At 57.9% G+C, this 15,521-nt stretch carries 13 protein-coding genes; 1 reads left to right on the top strand and 12 read right to left on the bottom strand.

Annotation, left to right across the window (positions count from 1 at the left end):
• Nucleotides 1-14 precede the first annotated feature (14 nt).
• The 5 genes from ACYASS_RS10545 to pmbA all read right to left on the bottom strand — a co-directional run bounded on the left by ACYASS_RS10545 (nt 15) and on the right by pmbA (nt 4,474).
• Nucleotides 15-626 carry a superoxide dismutase gene (locus tag ACYASS_RS10545; RefSeq protein WP_122662808.1) on the bottom strand — a complete coding sequence of 204 codons (612 nt, stop codon included), beginning with the start codon at nt 624-626 and terminating at the stop codon, nt 15-17.
• A gap of 1 nt (nt 627) precedes the next feature.
• Complete coding sequence (locus ACYASS_RS10540; protein WP_463586078.1) at nt 628-1,089, bottom strand: hypothetical protein; 462 nt, start codon at nt 1,087-1,089, stop codon at nt 628-630.
• 30 nt (nt 1,090-1,119) lie between these two features.
• A complete protein-coding gene (locus ACYASS_RS10535; RefSeq protein ID WP_463586077.1) occupies nt 1,120-2,496 on the bottom strand; it encodes a class II fumarate hydratase in 1,377 nt (458 codons plus the stop codon).
• Entirely contained in the window at nt 2,489-2,887 is a 399-nt protein-coding gene (locus ACYASS_RS10530; RefSeq protein ID WP_122662814.1) for a FagA protein, read from the bottom strand. The genes ACYASS_RS10535 and ACYASS_RS10530 overlap by 8 nt, the downstream gene beginning before the upstream one ends.
• Nucleotides 2,888-3,127: 240 nt before the next feature.
• Nucleotides 3,128-4,474 (bottom strand): metalloprotease PmbA, encoded by a 1,347-nt coding sequence (pmbA, locus tag ACYASS_RS10525; protein ID WP_463586076.1) that lies wholly within the window; start codon nt 4,472-4,474, stop codon nt 3,128-3,130.
• Nucleotides 4,475-4,581: 107 nt separating this feature from the next.
• Here pmbA and yjgA point away from each other — a divergent pair, with 107 nt between their 5' ends.
• Nucleotides 4,582-5,103, top strand: coding sequence for a ribosome biogenesis factor YjgA (gene yjgA, locus ACYASS_RS10520; protein WP_095096470.1), 522 nt, complete (start codon nt 4,582-4,584; stop codon nt 5,101-5,103).
• A 50-nt stretch (nt 5,104-5,153) separates the two neighbouring features.
• Here yjgA and tldD read toward each other — a convergent pair whose 3' ends face one another.
• The 7 genes from tldD to mreC all read right to left on the bottom strand — a co-directional run bounded on the left by tldD (nt 5,154) and on the right by mreC (nt 15,319).
• Complete coding sequence (gene tldD / locus ACYASS_RS10515) at nt 5,154-6,593, bottom strand: metalloprotease TldD (RefSeq protein WP_463586075.1); 1,440 nt, start codon at nt 6,591-6,593, stop codon at nt 5,154-5,156.
• 2 nt (nt 6,594-6,595) lie between these two features.
• Nucleotides 6,596-7,447: a carbon-nitrogen hydrolase family protein gene (locus tag ACYASS_RS10510; RefSeq protein WP_463586074.1), complete on the bottom strand. Its 852-nt coding sequence runs from the start codon at nt 7,445-7,447 to the stop codon at nt 6,596-6,598.
• Nucleotides 7,448-7,642: 195 nt separating this feature from the next.
• Nucleotides 7,643-11,455, bottom strand: coding sequence for a YhdP family protein (locus ACYASS_RS10505; protein ID WP_463586073.1), 3,813 nt, complete (start codon nt 11,453-11,455; stop codon nt 7,643-7,645).
• A 176-nt stretch (nt 11,456-11,631) separates the two neighbouring features.
• Entirely contained in the window at nt 11,632-13,089 is a 1,458-nt protein-coding gene (gene rng, locus ACYASS_RS10500) for a ribonuclease G (RefSeq protein WP_463586072.1), read from the bottom strand.
• Complete coding sequence (locus tag ACYASS_RS10495; protein ID WP_463586071.1) at nt 13,086-13,685, bottom strand: Maf family protein; 600 nt, start codon at nt 13,683-13,685, stop codon at nt 13,086-13,088. Before ACYASS_RS10495 ends, rng begins: the two co-directional genes overlap by 4 nt.
• 79 nt (nt 13,686-13,764) lie before the next feature.
• Nucleotides 13,765-14,256, bottom strand: a complete 492-nt coding sequence (mreD, locus tag ACYASS_RS10490; RefSeq protein ID WP_243244953.1) for a rod shape-determining protein MreD — start codon at nt 14,254-14,256, stop codon at nt 13,765-13,767.
• Nucleotides 14,249-15,319 (bottom strand): rod shape-determining protein MreC, encoded by a 1,071-nt coding sequence (gene mreC / locus ACYASS_RS10485; protein WP_243245313.1) that lies wholly within the window; start codon nt 15,317-15,319, stop codon nt 14,249-14,251. Before mreC ends, mreD begins: the two co-directional genes overlap by 8 nt.
• Nucleotides 15,320-15,521 lie beyond the last annotated feature (202 nt).

Genomic DNA, 15,521 nt, shown 5'->3' with positions numbered 1-15,521 from the left:
TGATTATTGGAAGATCAGGCCAGAGCGGCCTGGTAACGCCGGGCAACTTCCGGCCAGTTGACGACGTTGTAGAACGCGGCGATGTATTCCGGACGGCGGTTCTGATAGAGCAGGTAATACGCATGCTCCCAAACGTCCAGGCCCAGAATCGGTGTATTGCCGTTCATGAGAGGGCTGTCCTGATTGCCGCTACTCTCGACGACCAGTTTTTTCTCCGGTGTCACGCTCAGCCAGGCCCAGCCACTGCCAAAACGAGTCAGCGCCGCTTTGGTAAACGCGTCCTTGAACTGCTCAAAACCACCCAGTTGCTCGTCAATGGCTTTAGCCAATGCGCCGTCAGGCAAACCGCCACCGGTTGGCGCCATAACCGCCCAGAACAACGAGTGGTTGGCATGACCGCCACCTTGATTGATCACTGCCGGGCGCAGTTTCTCAGGAAGTTGAGCAACAGCGGCCACCAGCTTTTCGATCGGCCATTCAGCCCATTCGGTGCCCTCAACCGCGGCGTTAAGGTTATTAATATAGGTCTGGTGATGCTTGCTGTAGTGGATTTCCATGGTCTGCGCATCAATGTGCGGTTCCAGGGCGTCGTAAGCATATGGCAAGGCAGGCAGGGTAAACGGCATATCAATGTACTCCGTAGAAAAGGCCGGAAGTGGCAGCGGCATTCCGTTGTAATGACGAGCGTGAATGCTCGCCGCCACTGTTCAACAGGCGATGGGTGCGCGGGTACTCACCATGCTCACTGATAAAACTCAGCAGCTCGGCGTAGGTTTTACTGCTGTGGCGCAAGGCAGCCTGGCGCAGCGCTGGCGGTAAGCGTTGCTCTTGCATGACCCGCAGCAGGTGCTGATGGATCGCGCACAGGTACTCTGCGCTTTCCTCCGGCTGACCCAGACTCAAATGCAGGTCAGCGAGGTTGTGATGGGAAATGACGCAAGCGGCCACCGCTTCGTCGGGGTTTGGCCAGCGCTCGAACAACACCTGAGCCAGTGCCAAGGCCTGCAAATACAACTCGCGGGCGTCAACCAGCTCACCGAGATTGAAACAGCGATTGGCGTGTTCGATTGTGCGTTTCCAATGCTCCATGGCGCGACTCCTCAAGCGATGGCCGACAGGTCAGATCCCGCCAGCGGTGAGTTTTTCCGGATCAAGCAGCGCTTCCAGTTGGTTGCGTTGCAGGTCGGTGTGTTCAAGGGCGACATCAATAATCGGACGCCCTTGTTTGTAGGCCGTCTTGGCGATTTCTGCGGCTTTCTGGTAACCGATGATCGGGTTCAGCGCAGTAACCAGAATAGGATTTCGCGACAGCGCTTCCTTGAGCTTCGCTTCATTGACCTTGAACGTCGCAATGGCCTTGTTCGCCAACAGTCGACTGGAATTAGCCAGTAGCTCAATGCTGCTCAACAGGTTCTGCGCGATGATCGGTAGCATTACGTTCAACTCAAAGTTGCCCGACTGACCTGCGACCGTGATCGCTGCGTCATTGCCAATGACTTGAGCAGCAACCATGGCAGTGGCCTCCGGGATTACCGGATTGACCTTGCCCGGCATGATCGACGAGCCCGGCTGCAGCGCTTCAAGCTCGATCTCTCCCAGCCCGGCCAGCGGGCCAGAGTTCATCCAGCGCAGGTCATTGGCGATTTTCATCAGCGATACGGCGGTGCCTTTGAGCTGGCCTGATACGGCCACAGCGGTATCCTGAGAGCCGATCAGCGCAAACAAGTCCTTGCCCGGTTCAAACGCGACGTTACTCAAGCGGCTCAAATGGCTGCTGAAGCGTTTGGCGAACTCCGGGTGCGCATTGATCCCGGTACCCACCGCCGTCCCCCCCTGAGCCAACGCCTGAAGGCTCGGCAGTAAAGCCTGTAAATGCTCGATGTTGGCGCGGATCTGCTGAGCCCAGCCATTGAGTACCTGGCTCATGCGCACCGGCATGGCGTCCATCAAATGCGTACGACCGGTCTTGATGAACGGGTGCACCTCATCAGCCTTGCGCTCGATCACTTCGACCAGATGGGTCAACGCCGGTAGTAACTGCTCGTGCAACGCCAGGGCGGCGCTGACGTGGATGGTGGTCGGAATAATGTCGTTGCTGCTCTGTCCACAGTTGACGTGGTCGTTGGCATTGACCTTGTCACCCAGTACACGACTGGCAATAGTCGCGATGACTTCGTTGGCGTTCATGTTGGTACTGGTGCCTGAGCCAGTCTGAAACACATCCACCGGGAAGTGCGCCATGTAATCACCGCTCAATAGTTCCTGGCAGGCACTGACGATGGCTTCGCTTTGTGCGGCCGTGATTTGCTCAAGCTCAAGGTTGGCATGTGCAGCAGCAGCCTTGGCGAGCAATAGCGCCCGAATGAATTGCGTTGGCATGCGCAGATTACTGATCGGGAAGTTGTTCACCGCACGCTGGGTCTGCGCGCCATACAGGGCCTCGGCAGGGACCTGCAGTTCGCCCATGCTGTCGCGTTCGATACGGGTATTACTCATCGGAATTTCCTTGCACCAGTTCAGTGAGAGAGATCGAGGGCTGCAGCAGGCATGTCGCCAATTGCCAGGTACAGGCCTGCCAGCGTTGTTGGTCGGCCGCGCAATTGATCAGGGCCTTGAGATCACGTAACGGACGCCAGGCCTGATCGACGCACAAACAGCGCCAATGCCAGGGCAGAACCGTATCGCGAGCGGTATCGATGAGCAGTCGAAAGGAGGTTTCAGCAATCATTCGCTGAGGCGTGGCGGTAAATCGCGCCAGGTAACGGCCTTCGGCCAGGTAACGATCAATCAACCGTGGTTCGTCAGGCTCAAGGGCACAACGAATTCTGAAACTCATCCCGCGCCAGTTTTCGAGGTGCGCAGGAAGCGCGTGCAAAACAGGACCCATGACCACGGCTCATTCAGATAATGATATTCATTATTAAATGATATTGAGAATCAAAACAACCGTAGAGGGTGAAGGGATTTAGAGGGGGAGGAGAATAATTGTCGGAGCGGCATGTTTTTTGTGGGAGCGGAGCTTGCTTGCGATAAGGCTGGACACGTTTCACTTCAGATCGCATCCAGCCTTATCGCGAGCAAGGCTCAGCTCCCACAGAGACAAAGGTGGGGGCGACAGCTTTATGTATCAGCTACCGGCGACGGTCATCCGTTCGATCAACACCGAACCCGTGCGGATATTGCTGCGCAACTCGAGGTCGCTGCCTACGGCGACGATTTGTTTGAACATGTCGCGCATGTTGCCGGCAATCGTCACTTCTTGAACGGGGAACTGGATCTCGCCGTTCTCGACCCAGAAACCAGCTGCACCACGGGAATAATCACCCGTTACCATGTTCAGACCGCTGCCCATCAACTCGGTGACCAGCAAACCGCGGCCCATGCGTCGAATCAGCGCCGCCTGGTCCTCAGTACCATGAGTGACGAACAGATTGTGCACACCGCCAGCGTTCGCGGTACTTGGCAAACCCAGTTTACGGCCCGAATAGGTGCTGAGAATGTACGAGACCAATTCGCCATTTTCGACGAATGGCTTGGCATAAGTGGCCAGGCCATCACCGTCGAACGCTGAACTGCCCATAGCGCGCATCAAGTGCGGACGCTCGTCAATGGTCAGCCATTCGGGAAACAATCGCTGACCGATAGAGCCCTCAAGGAACGATGATTTGCGGTACAAATTGCCGCCAGAAATCGCCCCGAGGAAACTGCCGAACAGCCCGCCAGCCAGCTCGGCCGAGAACAGCACCGGCACTTCGCAGGTGGGTACCGGGCGTGCGCCCAGACGGCTTGCAGCACGCTCGGCAGCTTTGCGGCCGATGCTCTGTGGATCGGCCAGCAACTCACCCTGGCGACTCACGTCATACCAGTAGTCACGCTGCATCTGGCCTTCGCCTTCAGCAATCATTACGCAACTCAGGCTGTGACGGGTCGACGCATAGCCGCCGATAAAGCCATGGCTGTTGCCGTACACGCGGCAACCCTGGTGGGTATTAAGCGTCGTGCCGTCGGCATTCTTGATCCGGCTGTCGGCGTCGAAGGCGGCTGCTTCGCAGATCAGTGCTTTTTCGATCGCCTGCTCCGGCGAAATATCCCAGGCGTGAAACAGATCAAAATCCTGCTGTTCCCTGGCCATCAACGCAGCATCGGCCAATCCTGAGCTTTCGTCTTCGGAGGTGTGTTTGGCGATTGCGAGCGCAGCAGCGACGGTTTCACGAATCGCGTCAACACCAGTTGCAGAGGTGCTGGCCGAACCTTTGCGCTGGCCGACATACAAGGTGATACCGAAACCCTGATCACGATTGAATTCGACAGTTTCGACTTCACGCTGACGAACGGATGTCGACAGCCCCTGCTCCAGCGACACTGCAACTTCACAGGCACTGGCACCCTGGCGTCTGGCTTCGGCGATGATCTGTTCGACTTGTTCCTGCAGTGCAGGCAGGGCCTGTGGGCCGACGCTTTGTGATGCACTCATGACTTTCTCCATCAAATTCTGCTTTCGGCACGAGCCGAATACCGAGTGGGCCGGACAAGAGGCCCCTGACTGGTTATCATGGCGGCGTTTATTTGCGGACTGCCCCCATGGTTGATTCTTACGACGACTCCCTCGACGGGGAGAAAAGCAAAACCCAGGTCAAACGTGAGCTGCATGCTCTGGTTGAACTTGGCGAGCGTCTTGTGTCGCTCAAACCCGACCTGCTGAACAAGCTGCCTTTGACCGATCCGCTGCGTAGAGCTTTGGCCGATGCGCCCAAGCACACCGCTCATATCGCACGCAAACGGCACATTCAGTTCATCGGCAAGCTGATGCGCGATCAGGATCTGGACGCCATTCTGGTGCTTCTCGATCAACTCGATGCCTCCACTCGCCAATACAACGAACGTTTTCACGGCCTGGAACGCTGGCGTGATCGCCTGATCGCCGGTGATGACGGCGTCCTCGAAACGTTTGTTGCTGAATATCCGGAAGCGGATCGTCAGCAACTGCGCTCTTTGATCCGTCAGGCTCAACACGAGCTGGCCCATAACAAGGCACCCGCTTCGAGCCGCAAAATCTTCAAATACATCCGTGAGCTGGACGAGAAACAACGCGGTTTGCGTTAACACTCGACCATGGGGCGGACTGTTCATCAGTCTGCCCCGGCCTCACATCCTCAACCGCCTGTGCCACCTACCGTGATCGCATCGATCTTCAGGGTCGGCTGACCTACGCCTACCGGAACCGATTGGCCATCCTTGCCGCAGGTACCGACGCCGCTGTCCAGCGACAGATCGTTACCCACCATCGACACCTTGCTCATGGCCTCCGGCCCATTTCCGATCAAGGTGGCACCTTTGACCGGCGCAGTAATTTTGCCGTCCTCGATCAGATACGCTTCGCTGGTTGAAAACACGAACTTGCCGCTGGTGATGTCCACCTGACCGCCGCCCAGATTCGCGCAATAGATGCCGCGTTTGACCGACGCAATGATTTCCTGCGGATCGCTCTGCCCACCCAGCATGTAAGTGTTGGTCATGCGCGGCATGGGCAGATGCGCGTAGGACTCACGGCGCCCGTTACCGGTACGCGCCACGCCCATCAGGCGCGCGTTGAGCTTGTCCTGCATGTAACCCTTGAGCACGCCATTTTCAATCAGCGTGGTGCATTCGGTTGGCGTGCCTTCGTCATCGACGCTCAACGAGCCACGGCGTCCGGCGAGTGTGCCATCGTCGACGATGGTGCACAGTTTTGAAGCGACCATCTCACCCATACGACCGCTATAAGCTGAACTGCCTTTGCGATTGAAGTCGCCTTCCAAGCCGTGACCAACCGCCTCGTGCAGCAAGACACCGGACCAACCGGACCCTAGAACCACAGGCAGCGTGCCCGCCGGAGCCGGAATCGCTTCAAGATTGACCAGCGCCTGACGCAGCGCTTCCCGGGCATAGCCCATGGCGCGGTCCTCGTTGAGGAAATAACGGTAATCGGTACGCCCGCCGCCGCCATGGCCGCCACGCTCACGACGTCCGTTCTGCTCGACGATCACACTGACGTTGAAACGCACCAGAGGCCGCACATCGGCCGCCAGACTACCATCGGTGGAAGCTACAAGAATCCGCTCCCAAACCCCGGCCATACTCACCGTGACTTGCTGAATGCGTGAATCCAGCGCACGGGTGGCAACGTCGATACGCTTCAATAACTCAACTTTTTCGGCGCGGGTCAGGACTTCCAGCGGATTGTCCGGCGCGTACAGCTGGGCCACATCCTGAGATGTGAACGCCTGTACGGTGCCATTCTGACCGGCCCGAGAAATCGAACGAGCCGCGCGAGCAGCAGTGCTAAGTGCTTCCTGCGTGATCGCATTGCTGTAGGCAAAGCCGGTTTTCTCACCGGACTGGGCGCGTACACCGACACCCTGGTCGAGGTTGAAGCTGCCTTCTTTGACGATGCCGTCTTCCAGAGACCAAGACTCAGAAATCTGCCCCTGGAAATACAGGTCAGCGGCATCGATACCCGGACCCGCCAGCTCACCCAGCACCGACTGCAGGCTGTCGAGGTTCAAGCCACCGGGAGCCAAAAGGTGTTCGCTGACAGAGGACAAGTCGCTCATATTCACTCCGAGGTCTGCACAGGCCGCACTGCGTCCTGCGTAAAAAATCGCCGATGACTGGACACCGGCATCCGCGCCCGTATGGACGCCTGTTCTTCATTGTCTCGCGTGGCCAGCAGCACCGCTTCACCCTGTGCCTGCTCAGCCAGCACTCGTCCCCAAGGGTCGACGATTGCCGCATGTCCATAAGTTTCACGGGGTCCCGGATGGACTCCGCCCTGCGCGGCCGCCAGCAGGTAGCACTGGGTTTCAATAGCACGCGCACGAATCAGAATGTCCCAATGCGCTGCGCCAGTCACCGCGGTGAAGGCCGACGGCGCAGTAATCAATTCGGCACCTGCTTCTCGCAGTGCGGTGTACAGCTCAGGAAAGCGCAAGTCGTAACACACGCTTAAACCCAATCGGCCTACGGGGGTATCGACGACCACCACGTTGCTGCCATGAGCATAGTCATCAGACTCCCGATACCGTCCACGGCTGTCAGCAACATCCACATCAAACAAATGTAGCTTGTCGTAGCGCGCCACTTGTTCGCCGTGCTCATCAATCAATAGCGAGCACGCCGTGATTTTGCCTTCAGGCTGAGCGGCTGGCGGCAGCGGCACGGTACCAGCAACTATCCATAACTTGAGGTCGCGGGCGGCGAGTTTCAACCATGGCAGGATTGGCCCTTGCCCCAAAGCCTCGGCCCGACCGATATCCGCGGCGTCGCGACGGCCCATGGCAGCAAAATTTTCCGGCAATACCGCCAACCGCGCGCCAGAGGCTGCGGCCTGCTCCAGCAAACGCCGGGCCTGAGCCAGATTACCCGCTACATCGCTCTGGCTAACCATTTGAATCACGGCAAACGACATGGCGGCTTCTCCTCAAACAACACGCAACCACCCGAACCGGAATGCTTTTCTCTTTAGGAGCTGACGAGCACCGCGAGGCTGCGATAGCGGTCTACCTGATACACCGCGATCGCAGCCACGCGGTGCTCGTCAGCGCCGACAGAGTCTAACGGCGCGTGAACGGTCACGGTACGGCCTAGCGCCCTATTGAGGCGTTTAGAAAGGCTTGTCGAAGGTAATCTTCGGCTCTTTCCAGGGCCCTTCAACCTTGTACTGAACACTGGCGAAACGTGCGACGCGATCACCCAGTAATTTATCGACCAGGAACAATGCCCCACCAATCGCGGGCGCCCCGACAATCAGAGCGGCAATCGGCAGGTTGTTGGTGACTGGCAGCGTAACCAGAAGCTTGGCATCGACACGGTCTTTGACCATGTCCAGCGTACCGTTCAGCTCAAGATTGCTTGAAGGGCCGGTCAAGGTAATCGGGGTTCGCGTGACATAAACGCCATCGCTCGCCACCAGCAGACCTTTGACCCTGTCGTAGCTCAGGCCTTTGCCGAGCAAATCCGAGAAGTCCAGGCGCAAACGACGACCGATGGAATTGAAGTTGAGCAGGCCAAACACTCTCAGTGCCTGTGCGCCGCCCTCGACTTCGACAAACTGCCCTGTTTCGAGCTTGGCATCCAGGCTGCCAGAGAACCGCTTGAGCGATACCCAGGCAGGCGAACCGGGCCAACGGCCGTCTGCTTTCAGTTCGAACGATTCGCTGGTGACCGTTGGAGCAAACCCCCAGGCTTTGAGCACATCACCCAACTGCTTGCCTTCAATGTTGCCACGGTACCAACTGCTGGTAGCACCAGGTGCACCTTCCCAGCCGCCCTCGCCTTTCAACTGCATGCCTTTGAGGCCAAGGTCCAGATCGGACAGACGAAGACCGGTAGCCGTCGGACGAACTTTAAGCGACCAGGCGCCAAGTAGCTGCTCACCCTGAAAGAGCTGCGTGACCTTGATATCCAGTGCCGGGATTTTGCCCGGATCGACATCTGCCAGTGGGTCGGGAGCGTTTTCCACGACAACCGCAGCGGGGTCAGGCGCAGGAAGACGGACATAAAGCATGTCGATGCCAATGGGCGCGTCCTTGGCATCCGGTAACGTTGCAGTCCCCTTGGCAAGCTGACTGTCCAGCGACAACGCCCAATTGTCAGTACTGCGTTTGAGCTGAACACTGGCCTTGTCCAGCGTTGTCCCCATGGCCGTCAGCTTGCCGATTTGCAGGTCGACGTTATTGACCAACTGCTTGGCACTACCGCCCGGATCTTCACCGGCATAACGGTTGACCATTGCCTGCCAGGGTGCAACATCGAGCTCAGGCAGAGAGCCGCGAACGCGCAGGCCTTTGGCCTCAGGTACGATTGCACCGCCGTCCCCCAGAAACAACTCGCCACGCCCCTCCGCCAGCTTGCCCGGCGCGGCAGCGTACGCCAGATTGGCCTGCTTGCCGTAAGCAAAACCAAAGCGCCGCTCCGCGCCCTGAAGTGTCATGCGAAATTCGCTGTCCAGGCCTGTATCCGCTGGCTTGCCAAAAGGCGCCGGCAAATCAACCGCTACACCCTTCAGGCTGGAGTTGATCCGCAGCAGGCTGTCGGGACCACCGAGACTAAGCTGCAACTGAAACGGAATATCGCCCGATACGGGCAATGGCTGGGTAACGCCCAACCATTCGGTGAGCCTTTTGACGGTGATCTGACCATTGGCAACCACACGGGTCAGGTTCGCACCTGGCTTACCTTCCGCCGCGATTTCCGCGGTGACCGGCCGATCAAACGCCTGTGCACGCACACCTTTGCCACTCAACCCCTTGGCATTGTCGAAGCGAAACTCACCTTTCAACTGGGTCAGATCCAGCGCCGGATCAGCCAGTTTCAAACGCGCCCCTTCAGTGCGGAAGTCCACCGCTATCTTGGGTTCCTGATTCTTGACCAGCGGGATATCCAGTTTCAGCTTGCCATCCAGAGGACCATCGCCCTGCCAGCCCGCGAAGGTGCTGGCGGTGCCAATGGGGGCCTCCTGAAGGATCTTCACACCGTCGGCCAGATCGCCGGAAAAATTGCCGTCTACCAGCAAATGACTGGGTTGCCCGGCTGGCACGTGGGGAATATTGACCAGCACCTTGCTGACGTCAGTATTGAGCAGCTTGCCCTTGCTGGCCTTGACTCGTACACCGCTGTTCTCCACATAGACTTTGCCATCCACGCCGGTCAGTCGCGGCCAGCCCGGCTCGAAGTCCAGTGTCGCGTCACGCACCTTGAAAAACAGGCTGATCACCCGCGCAGTGTCCGCAGCGTTCTTGCTCAATGAACCTTGATACTGGAAGAATCCCTGATCGACCTTGCCGCCAATGATCGCTGTACGCAGCCACTTGTCCAGGTCCGGGCTAAGCACTGCTGGCAGGTACTTGCTGGTGTAACTGCCATCGCCATCGACCATGCCGACCCGCAGGTCCATGTAATCTTCGTCAGCCCGCTCATGAGCCAGATGCAGCCGGATCAGGAAGTCGGCTGCGATCTTGCCCTCATCACCCAAGACCTTGATATAGGGCGCCGTGAGGGTAAATGTCTCGTCATCCAGACGCCAGGTCAGACGTGCATTGGCTTTCGGGTAAGTCCATTCGTTGTTGAAGATCGGATACAGATGCAGCATGAAATTGTCGCTGTCGAGGCGCAACTCACCCTGGCCCAGATCCCCACTGATTGCACCGCTGACGTTTCCGGCAGCCGGGGCACCGTGATAAGCGTGGAAACCGATATTTTCCAGATTGGCAGCGAAGCTCAATCGCTGGTCGCCTACTGCCTGGGGACGGTAATCAAGCAACACGTTGCGCAGAGCGCCGGTCACCTTGAGGTTATCAATCACCTCTTTGAGCGTTTCAGGGAGCGGAGCAAGAGAATCCAGCAGCGGTGTCACAGGCGTCAGATCGAGCCGGTCAGCCTGAACGTGCCAGAGTTCTTCCTGATCAGTGCTCGCAACCTTCTGATCGAGCTGAATGTCGCTTTCCCAACGCTTGCCATTGAGGTCCATGGCCAGCGAACTCAGGTTCACCTTGAGGCCATCGTCGCGACCACGACTGAGCCAGGCATTCAGCGCCAGATTCTTGATTGTCGATGATTTACGTTCGGCGTATCCGGCCTTCACCACCGGAGCATTAAGGCGCGCAACCGCGCTTTGTACGGTGCCCTCACCCCAACTCAACCAGAATTCGCCACCGGCCTTGAGCGTCGACACCTTCCATTGGCGGGTCAGGGTTTTAGGCAGCCATTTCGACCAGTCGCTTTGTGGAAGACTCAGGTAAATATCCGCTTCACCCTGTTGCCACTGCCGGGCCTGAATCCGCGAACGAACGTTCAGCGCCAGCGGCTGACCGTCGGGAAGCGTCAAACGCGCGTCAATACGTTGATGAACGCTACCCGTGGCCAGGCTTAGGTTGACGTAAGTGAGGGTAAGCGGAGCTTGCTCAAAAGGTTGCAGGGTAACCTGGCTGTTAAGCAGCGAGAGACGTGACACAACCTGCAGCTGGTTAAGTATCTGCTCAGGATCCAGAGGTTTGTCATCCTGGACTGGCAGCCCTTGCAGGGCCCAATGACCGTCCTGATCTTCCTTCAGAATGACTTGCAGCCCGTTGACTTCCACGTGTGCCAAACGCACGTCCCATGCCAGCAGACTGGCCCAGAGGTCAGGCTCTGCACGTACTTCATCGAGACGTACGGCACTCGCACCGTCCCCTACCATCACATCGTTGGCAACGAAAACCGGGGAAAAGCCCCGCCAGCTACCCTCCAGGCTACCAATCGCCAAAGGCATTCCGATTGCTGCCTGAGCCTTGCTCTGGACCTCAACGCGATACCCGGCGATCAGCGGCGTCAGTTCACGGCCTACGCTGACATACAACGCTGCCATGACCAGAACCAACGCGCAGAGGCTCAGACCCCAACGCGTCAGCAGCGAGAAGAAACGTGTCAGGCGCCCCATATCGGCGAGCCTCCAGACGGAGACGCGCAGCAACTGGCTTGCGTGAAATGACCCCACTCAATGGTGCAGGTGCTGTAGGGGGTTTGCTCATTTACCACGCAGAGTTCTCTTAATGACGGCTTCCTTGCCGCTGGCCCTGAGGCACCGTTATCAAATCATTTTCATTTTGAGCAATGTCAGAGCAGTACGACGTCGTATTGTTCCTGTGAATACATGGTTTCGACCTGAAAACGAATCGTACGGCCGATGAACGCTTCCAGTTCGGCCACATTACCCGACTCTTCATCAAGCAGGCGGTCCACGACGCGCTGGTTAGCCAATACACGGTAGCCCACAGCCTGATAGGCGCGGGCTTCGCGCAGGATTTCCCGGAATATCTCGTAACAGACAGTTTCCGGGGTTTTCAATTTGCCGCGTCCCTGACAGGCATGACAGGGCTCGCAGAGCACCTGCTCAAGACTTTCACGGGTGCGCTTGCGGGTCATCTGTACCAGACCCAGCTCAGTAATTCCGATAATGTTGGTTTTGGCGTGATCGCGCTCCAGTTGCTTCTCCAGAGTCCGCAACACCTGGCGCTGATGCTCACCGTCTTCCATGTCGATGAAATCAATAATGATGATGCCGCCCAGATTGCGCAGACGCAGCTGTCGGGCAATGGCGGTAGCCGCTTCCAGGTTGGTCTTGAAGATCGTCTCTTCGAGATTACGATGCCCCACGAATGCACCGGTATTGACGTCGATGGTGCTCATCGCCTCAGCCGGATCAATCACCAGATAGCCACCGGATTTGAGCGGTACCTTGCGCTCCAGGGCTTTCTGGATTTCATCCTCGACGCCATAGAGGTCAAAGATCGGTCGTTCACCTGGGTAGTGCTCCAGACGATCAGCGATTTCCGGCATTAGCTCAGCGACAAACTGCGTGGTTTTCTGAAAGGTTTCCCGGGAATCAATACGGATCTTTTCGATACGCGGGCTGACCAAATCACGCAGGGTGCGCAATGCCAGGCCAAGGTCTTCGTAAATCACATTGGGCGGGCTGATGGTCTTGATCTGCTCTCCTATCTGATCCCAGAGACGACGCAGGTAACGAATATCCATAAGGATTTCGTCAGCTCCGGCCCCTTCAGCGGCGGTGCGCAGAATAAAACCACCGGCCTCTTTGATGCCTTCAAGGGCGACGCAATCGCTGACTACTTTTTTAAGCCGCTCACGCTCGGCTTCGTCTTCGATTTTCAGGGAGATCCCGACGTGTGCGGTCTTGGGCATGTACACCAGATACCGCGACGGAATGGACAGCTGTGTCGTCAGACGCGCGCCCTTACTGCCGATCGGGTCTTTGGTCACTTGTACGACCAAACTCTGACCTTCGTGAACCAGCGAGCTGATGGTTTCTACGGCCGAGCCTTCACGCATGGATATTTCCGAAGCATGAATGAATGCGGCACGGTCCAGACCAATGTCGATGAACGCCGCCTGCATGCCCGGCAAAACCCGCACAACCTTGCCTTTGTAAATATTGCCAACGATGCCACGCCGCTGGGTCCGCTCGACATGGACCTCTTGCAGAACACCGTTTTCCACCACTGCCACTCGTGATTCCATTGGCGTGATGTTGATCAGAATCTCTTCACTCATGACTTGTCACCTTCCTGGCCTTGCCAACAGGGTATGCCGAAACGGCCCAGCAGTTCTGCGGTTTCGCATAGAGGCAACCCGACCACTGCGGAATAACTGCCCTGCAAGCCCTCGACGAAAATCGCCGCCAGACCCTGAATAGCGTAGCTGCCCGCCTTATCCACAGGCTCGCCACTGGCCCAGTAGGCTAGGGCTTCGCTGCCTGAAACAGCACGAAACCTCACTCGGCTGGCCACGACGCGAGTTTCACAGCGTTGCCGGGTCACCAGCGCAATCGCCGTCAATACTTCGTGCTCACGCCCGGACAAGGCCGCCAGCATGCTCAGAGCATCAGCTTCATCGACCGGTTTGCCGAGGATACGGCCATCGAGCACCACTGCCGTATCAGCCCCCATGACGCAACCTTGATCGTCCGCCAACAACGCCAGCCCGGCTTGCGCTTTGCCACGGGCGAGCCGCTCGACATAAGCAGTGGGGGTTTCTTCGTCGAAAGGAGTTTCGTCAATCTGTGCGCTAAGCACCGTGAAAGGAACGCCAATCTGGGTCAGTAATTCCCGACGGCGTGGCGAGCCAGAGGCCAGAAAAAGCGAGGGCATGGGGACATCTCCGTGTCAAAGATCGTGATGCCGCCCCCGAGCCAGAGATGCTCGCCCGGGACCGGACGTACACGCTGCGTCAGTTGATTTTCAAACGCTTGCTCAGGCCGCGCAGGCCATAGCTGACCCATGGCCACAACAATGCGCTGACCAGAGCAGGCAAGACCAGCGCCAGCGTAGGCTGCCGGTTACCGGTCAAGGCACTGAGCCAGAGCTGTGCCAACTGGGCGAGACCGAAGATGACCAGCAAAATCAGGCACTGCTGCCACATGGGAAACATGCGCAAACGTTGTTGCAGAGACATCACCAGGAATGCGATCAGACACAGGGTCAGAGCATTCTGTCCCAACAATGTGCCGTACAGCACGTCTTCCATCAGCCCCAACAGCCATGCCGTGGTCATGCCGACCTTATGGGGCAGATACAGCGCCCAGAAAGTCACCAGCAGCGCCAGCCAGAGCGGACGAAAGATCTCCATGAACTGTGGCAGCGGTGAAACGCTTAACAGCAAACCCACGACAAAAGTGAACCAGACGACCCACCCGTTACGTTCCGGGGCATGACTAGCCATCAATTCTCTCCCGAGTAGTGGCAGGCGCGGTGGCCGGTGGTTTGGTCGCGGCAGGCTTTACAGGCGGCTTGCTGGCGGGCTTGGGTGCAGGCGTGGCGGGCGAAGCAGGTGTGGTGGCTGGCGCAGCAGCCGGAGTGGCAGCGCCATGGGCAGCGGGCGCAGGATGTGCAGCCCCCGCAGGCGCAGCAGCGTTATTTGCAGGAGCAGTCACTGGTGCAGCCGTTGGATCAGCCGCTTTCTCGATGGATTCCTGCGCTCTCGCGGCATCGGCCGCACGCTCTTCGGGAGAGCGGCCATCAGAAAACACCAACAACAGGTAGCGACTGCGGTTCAGCGCAGCAGTCGGCACCGCACGAACAATGGCGAATGGCTGCCCGGAGTCATGAATGACTTCTTTGACGGTCGCGACAGGGTAACCAGCAGGAAAACGCTGGCCCAGACCGGAACTGACCAGCAGATCGCCTTCCTTGATGTCAGCGGTGTCGGCCACATGACGCAATTCCAGACGCTCCGGGTTACCGGTACCGCTGGCGATAGCGCGCAATCCGTTACGGTTGACCTGTACCGGAATGCTGTGCGTGGTGTCTGTCAGCAACAAAACACGCGACGTGTAAGGCATCAGTTCGACCACCTGCCCCATCAGACCGCGAGCATCGAGCACCGGCTGACCCAGGACAACGCCGTCGCGCTCGCCTTTGTTGATAATGATTCGATGGGTGAACGGATTGGGATCCATGCCGATGAGCTCGGCCACTTCAACCTTCTCATTGACCAGTGCCGACGAGTTGAGCAACTCGCGCAGGCGCACGTTCTGCTCGGTCAGGGCTGCCAGCTTCTGCAGGCGCCCTTGCAGGAGCAAGGCTTCAGTCTTGAGTTTTTCATTTTCGGCGATCAGTTCGGTACGGCTGCCGAACTGACTGGCTACGCCCTGAATAAGACGTTGCGGCAGATCGACGATCCAGTACGACTGCATCAGCACCAGAGACATCTGGCTACGCACGGGCTTGAGCACGGTAAACCGGGCGTCAACCACCATCAGCGCCACCGATAAAACGACCAGCACCAACAGGCGCACGCCCAGTGAAGGGCCCTTTGCGAAAAGCGGTTTAATAGGCCGCTCCTCCGAAGCAAGATTTCAATCGGCTGTTGTTATTCATGCGGTATCAAACCGGCCTGGGCAGATGAAAAGGTAAACGCCATATTTCGGCGGCCTAAAGCATACAGGTAGCCAAAGCGCTACCTGTATGCAGAAGGATGCATGATAG

Source organism: Pseudomonas sp. HP_14, from assembly GCF_055283875.1.
The sequence above is the reverse complement of the archived record's forward strand: the minus strand, read 5'-3'. Positions and strand labels throughout refer to the sequence as shown.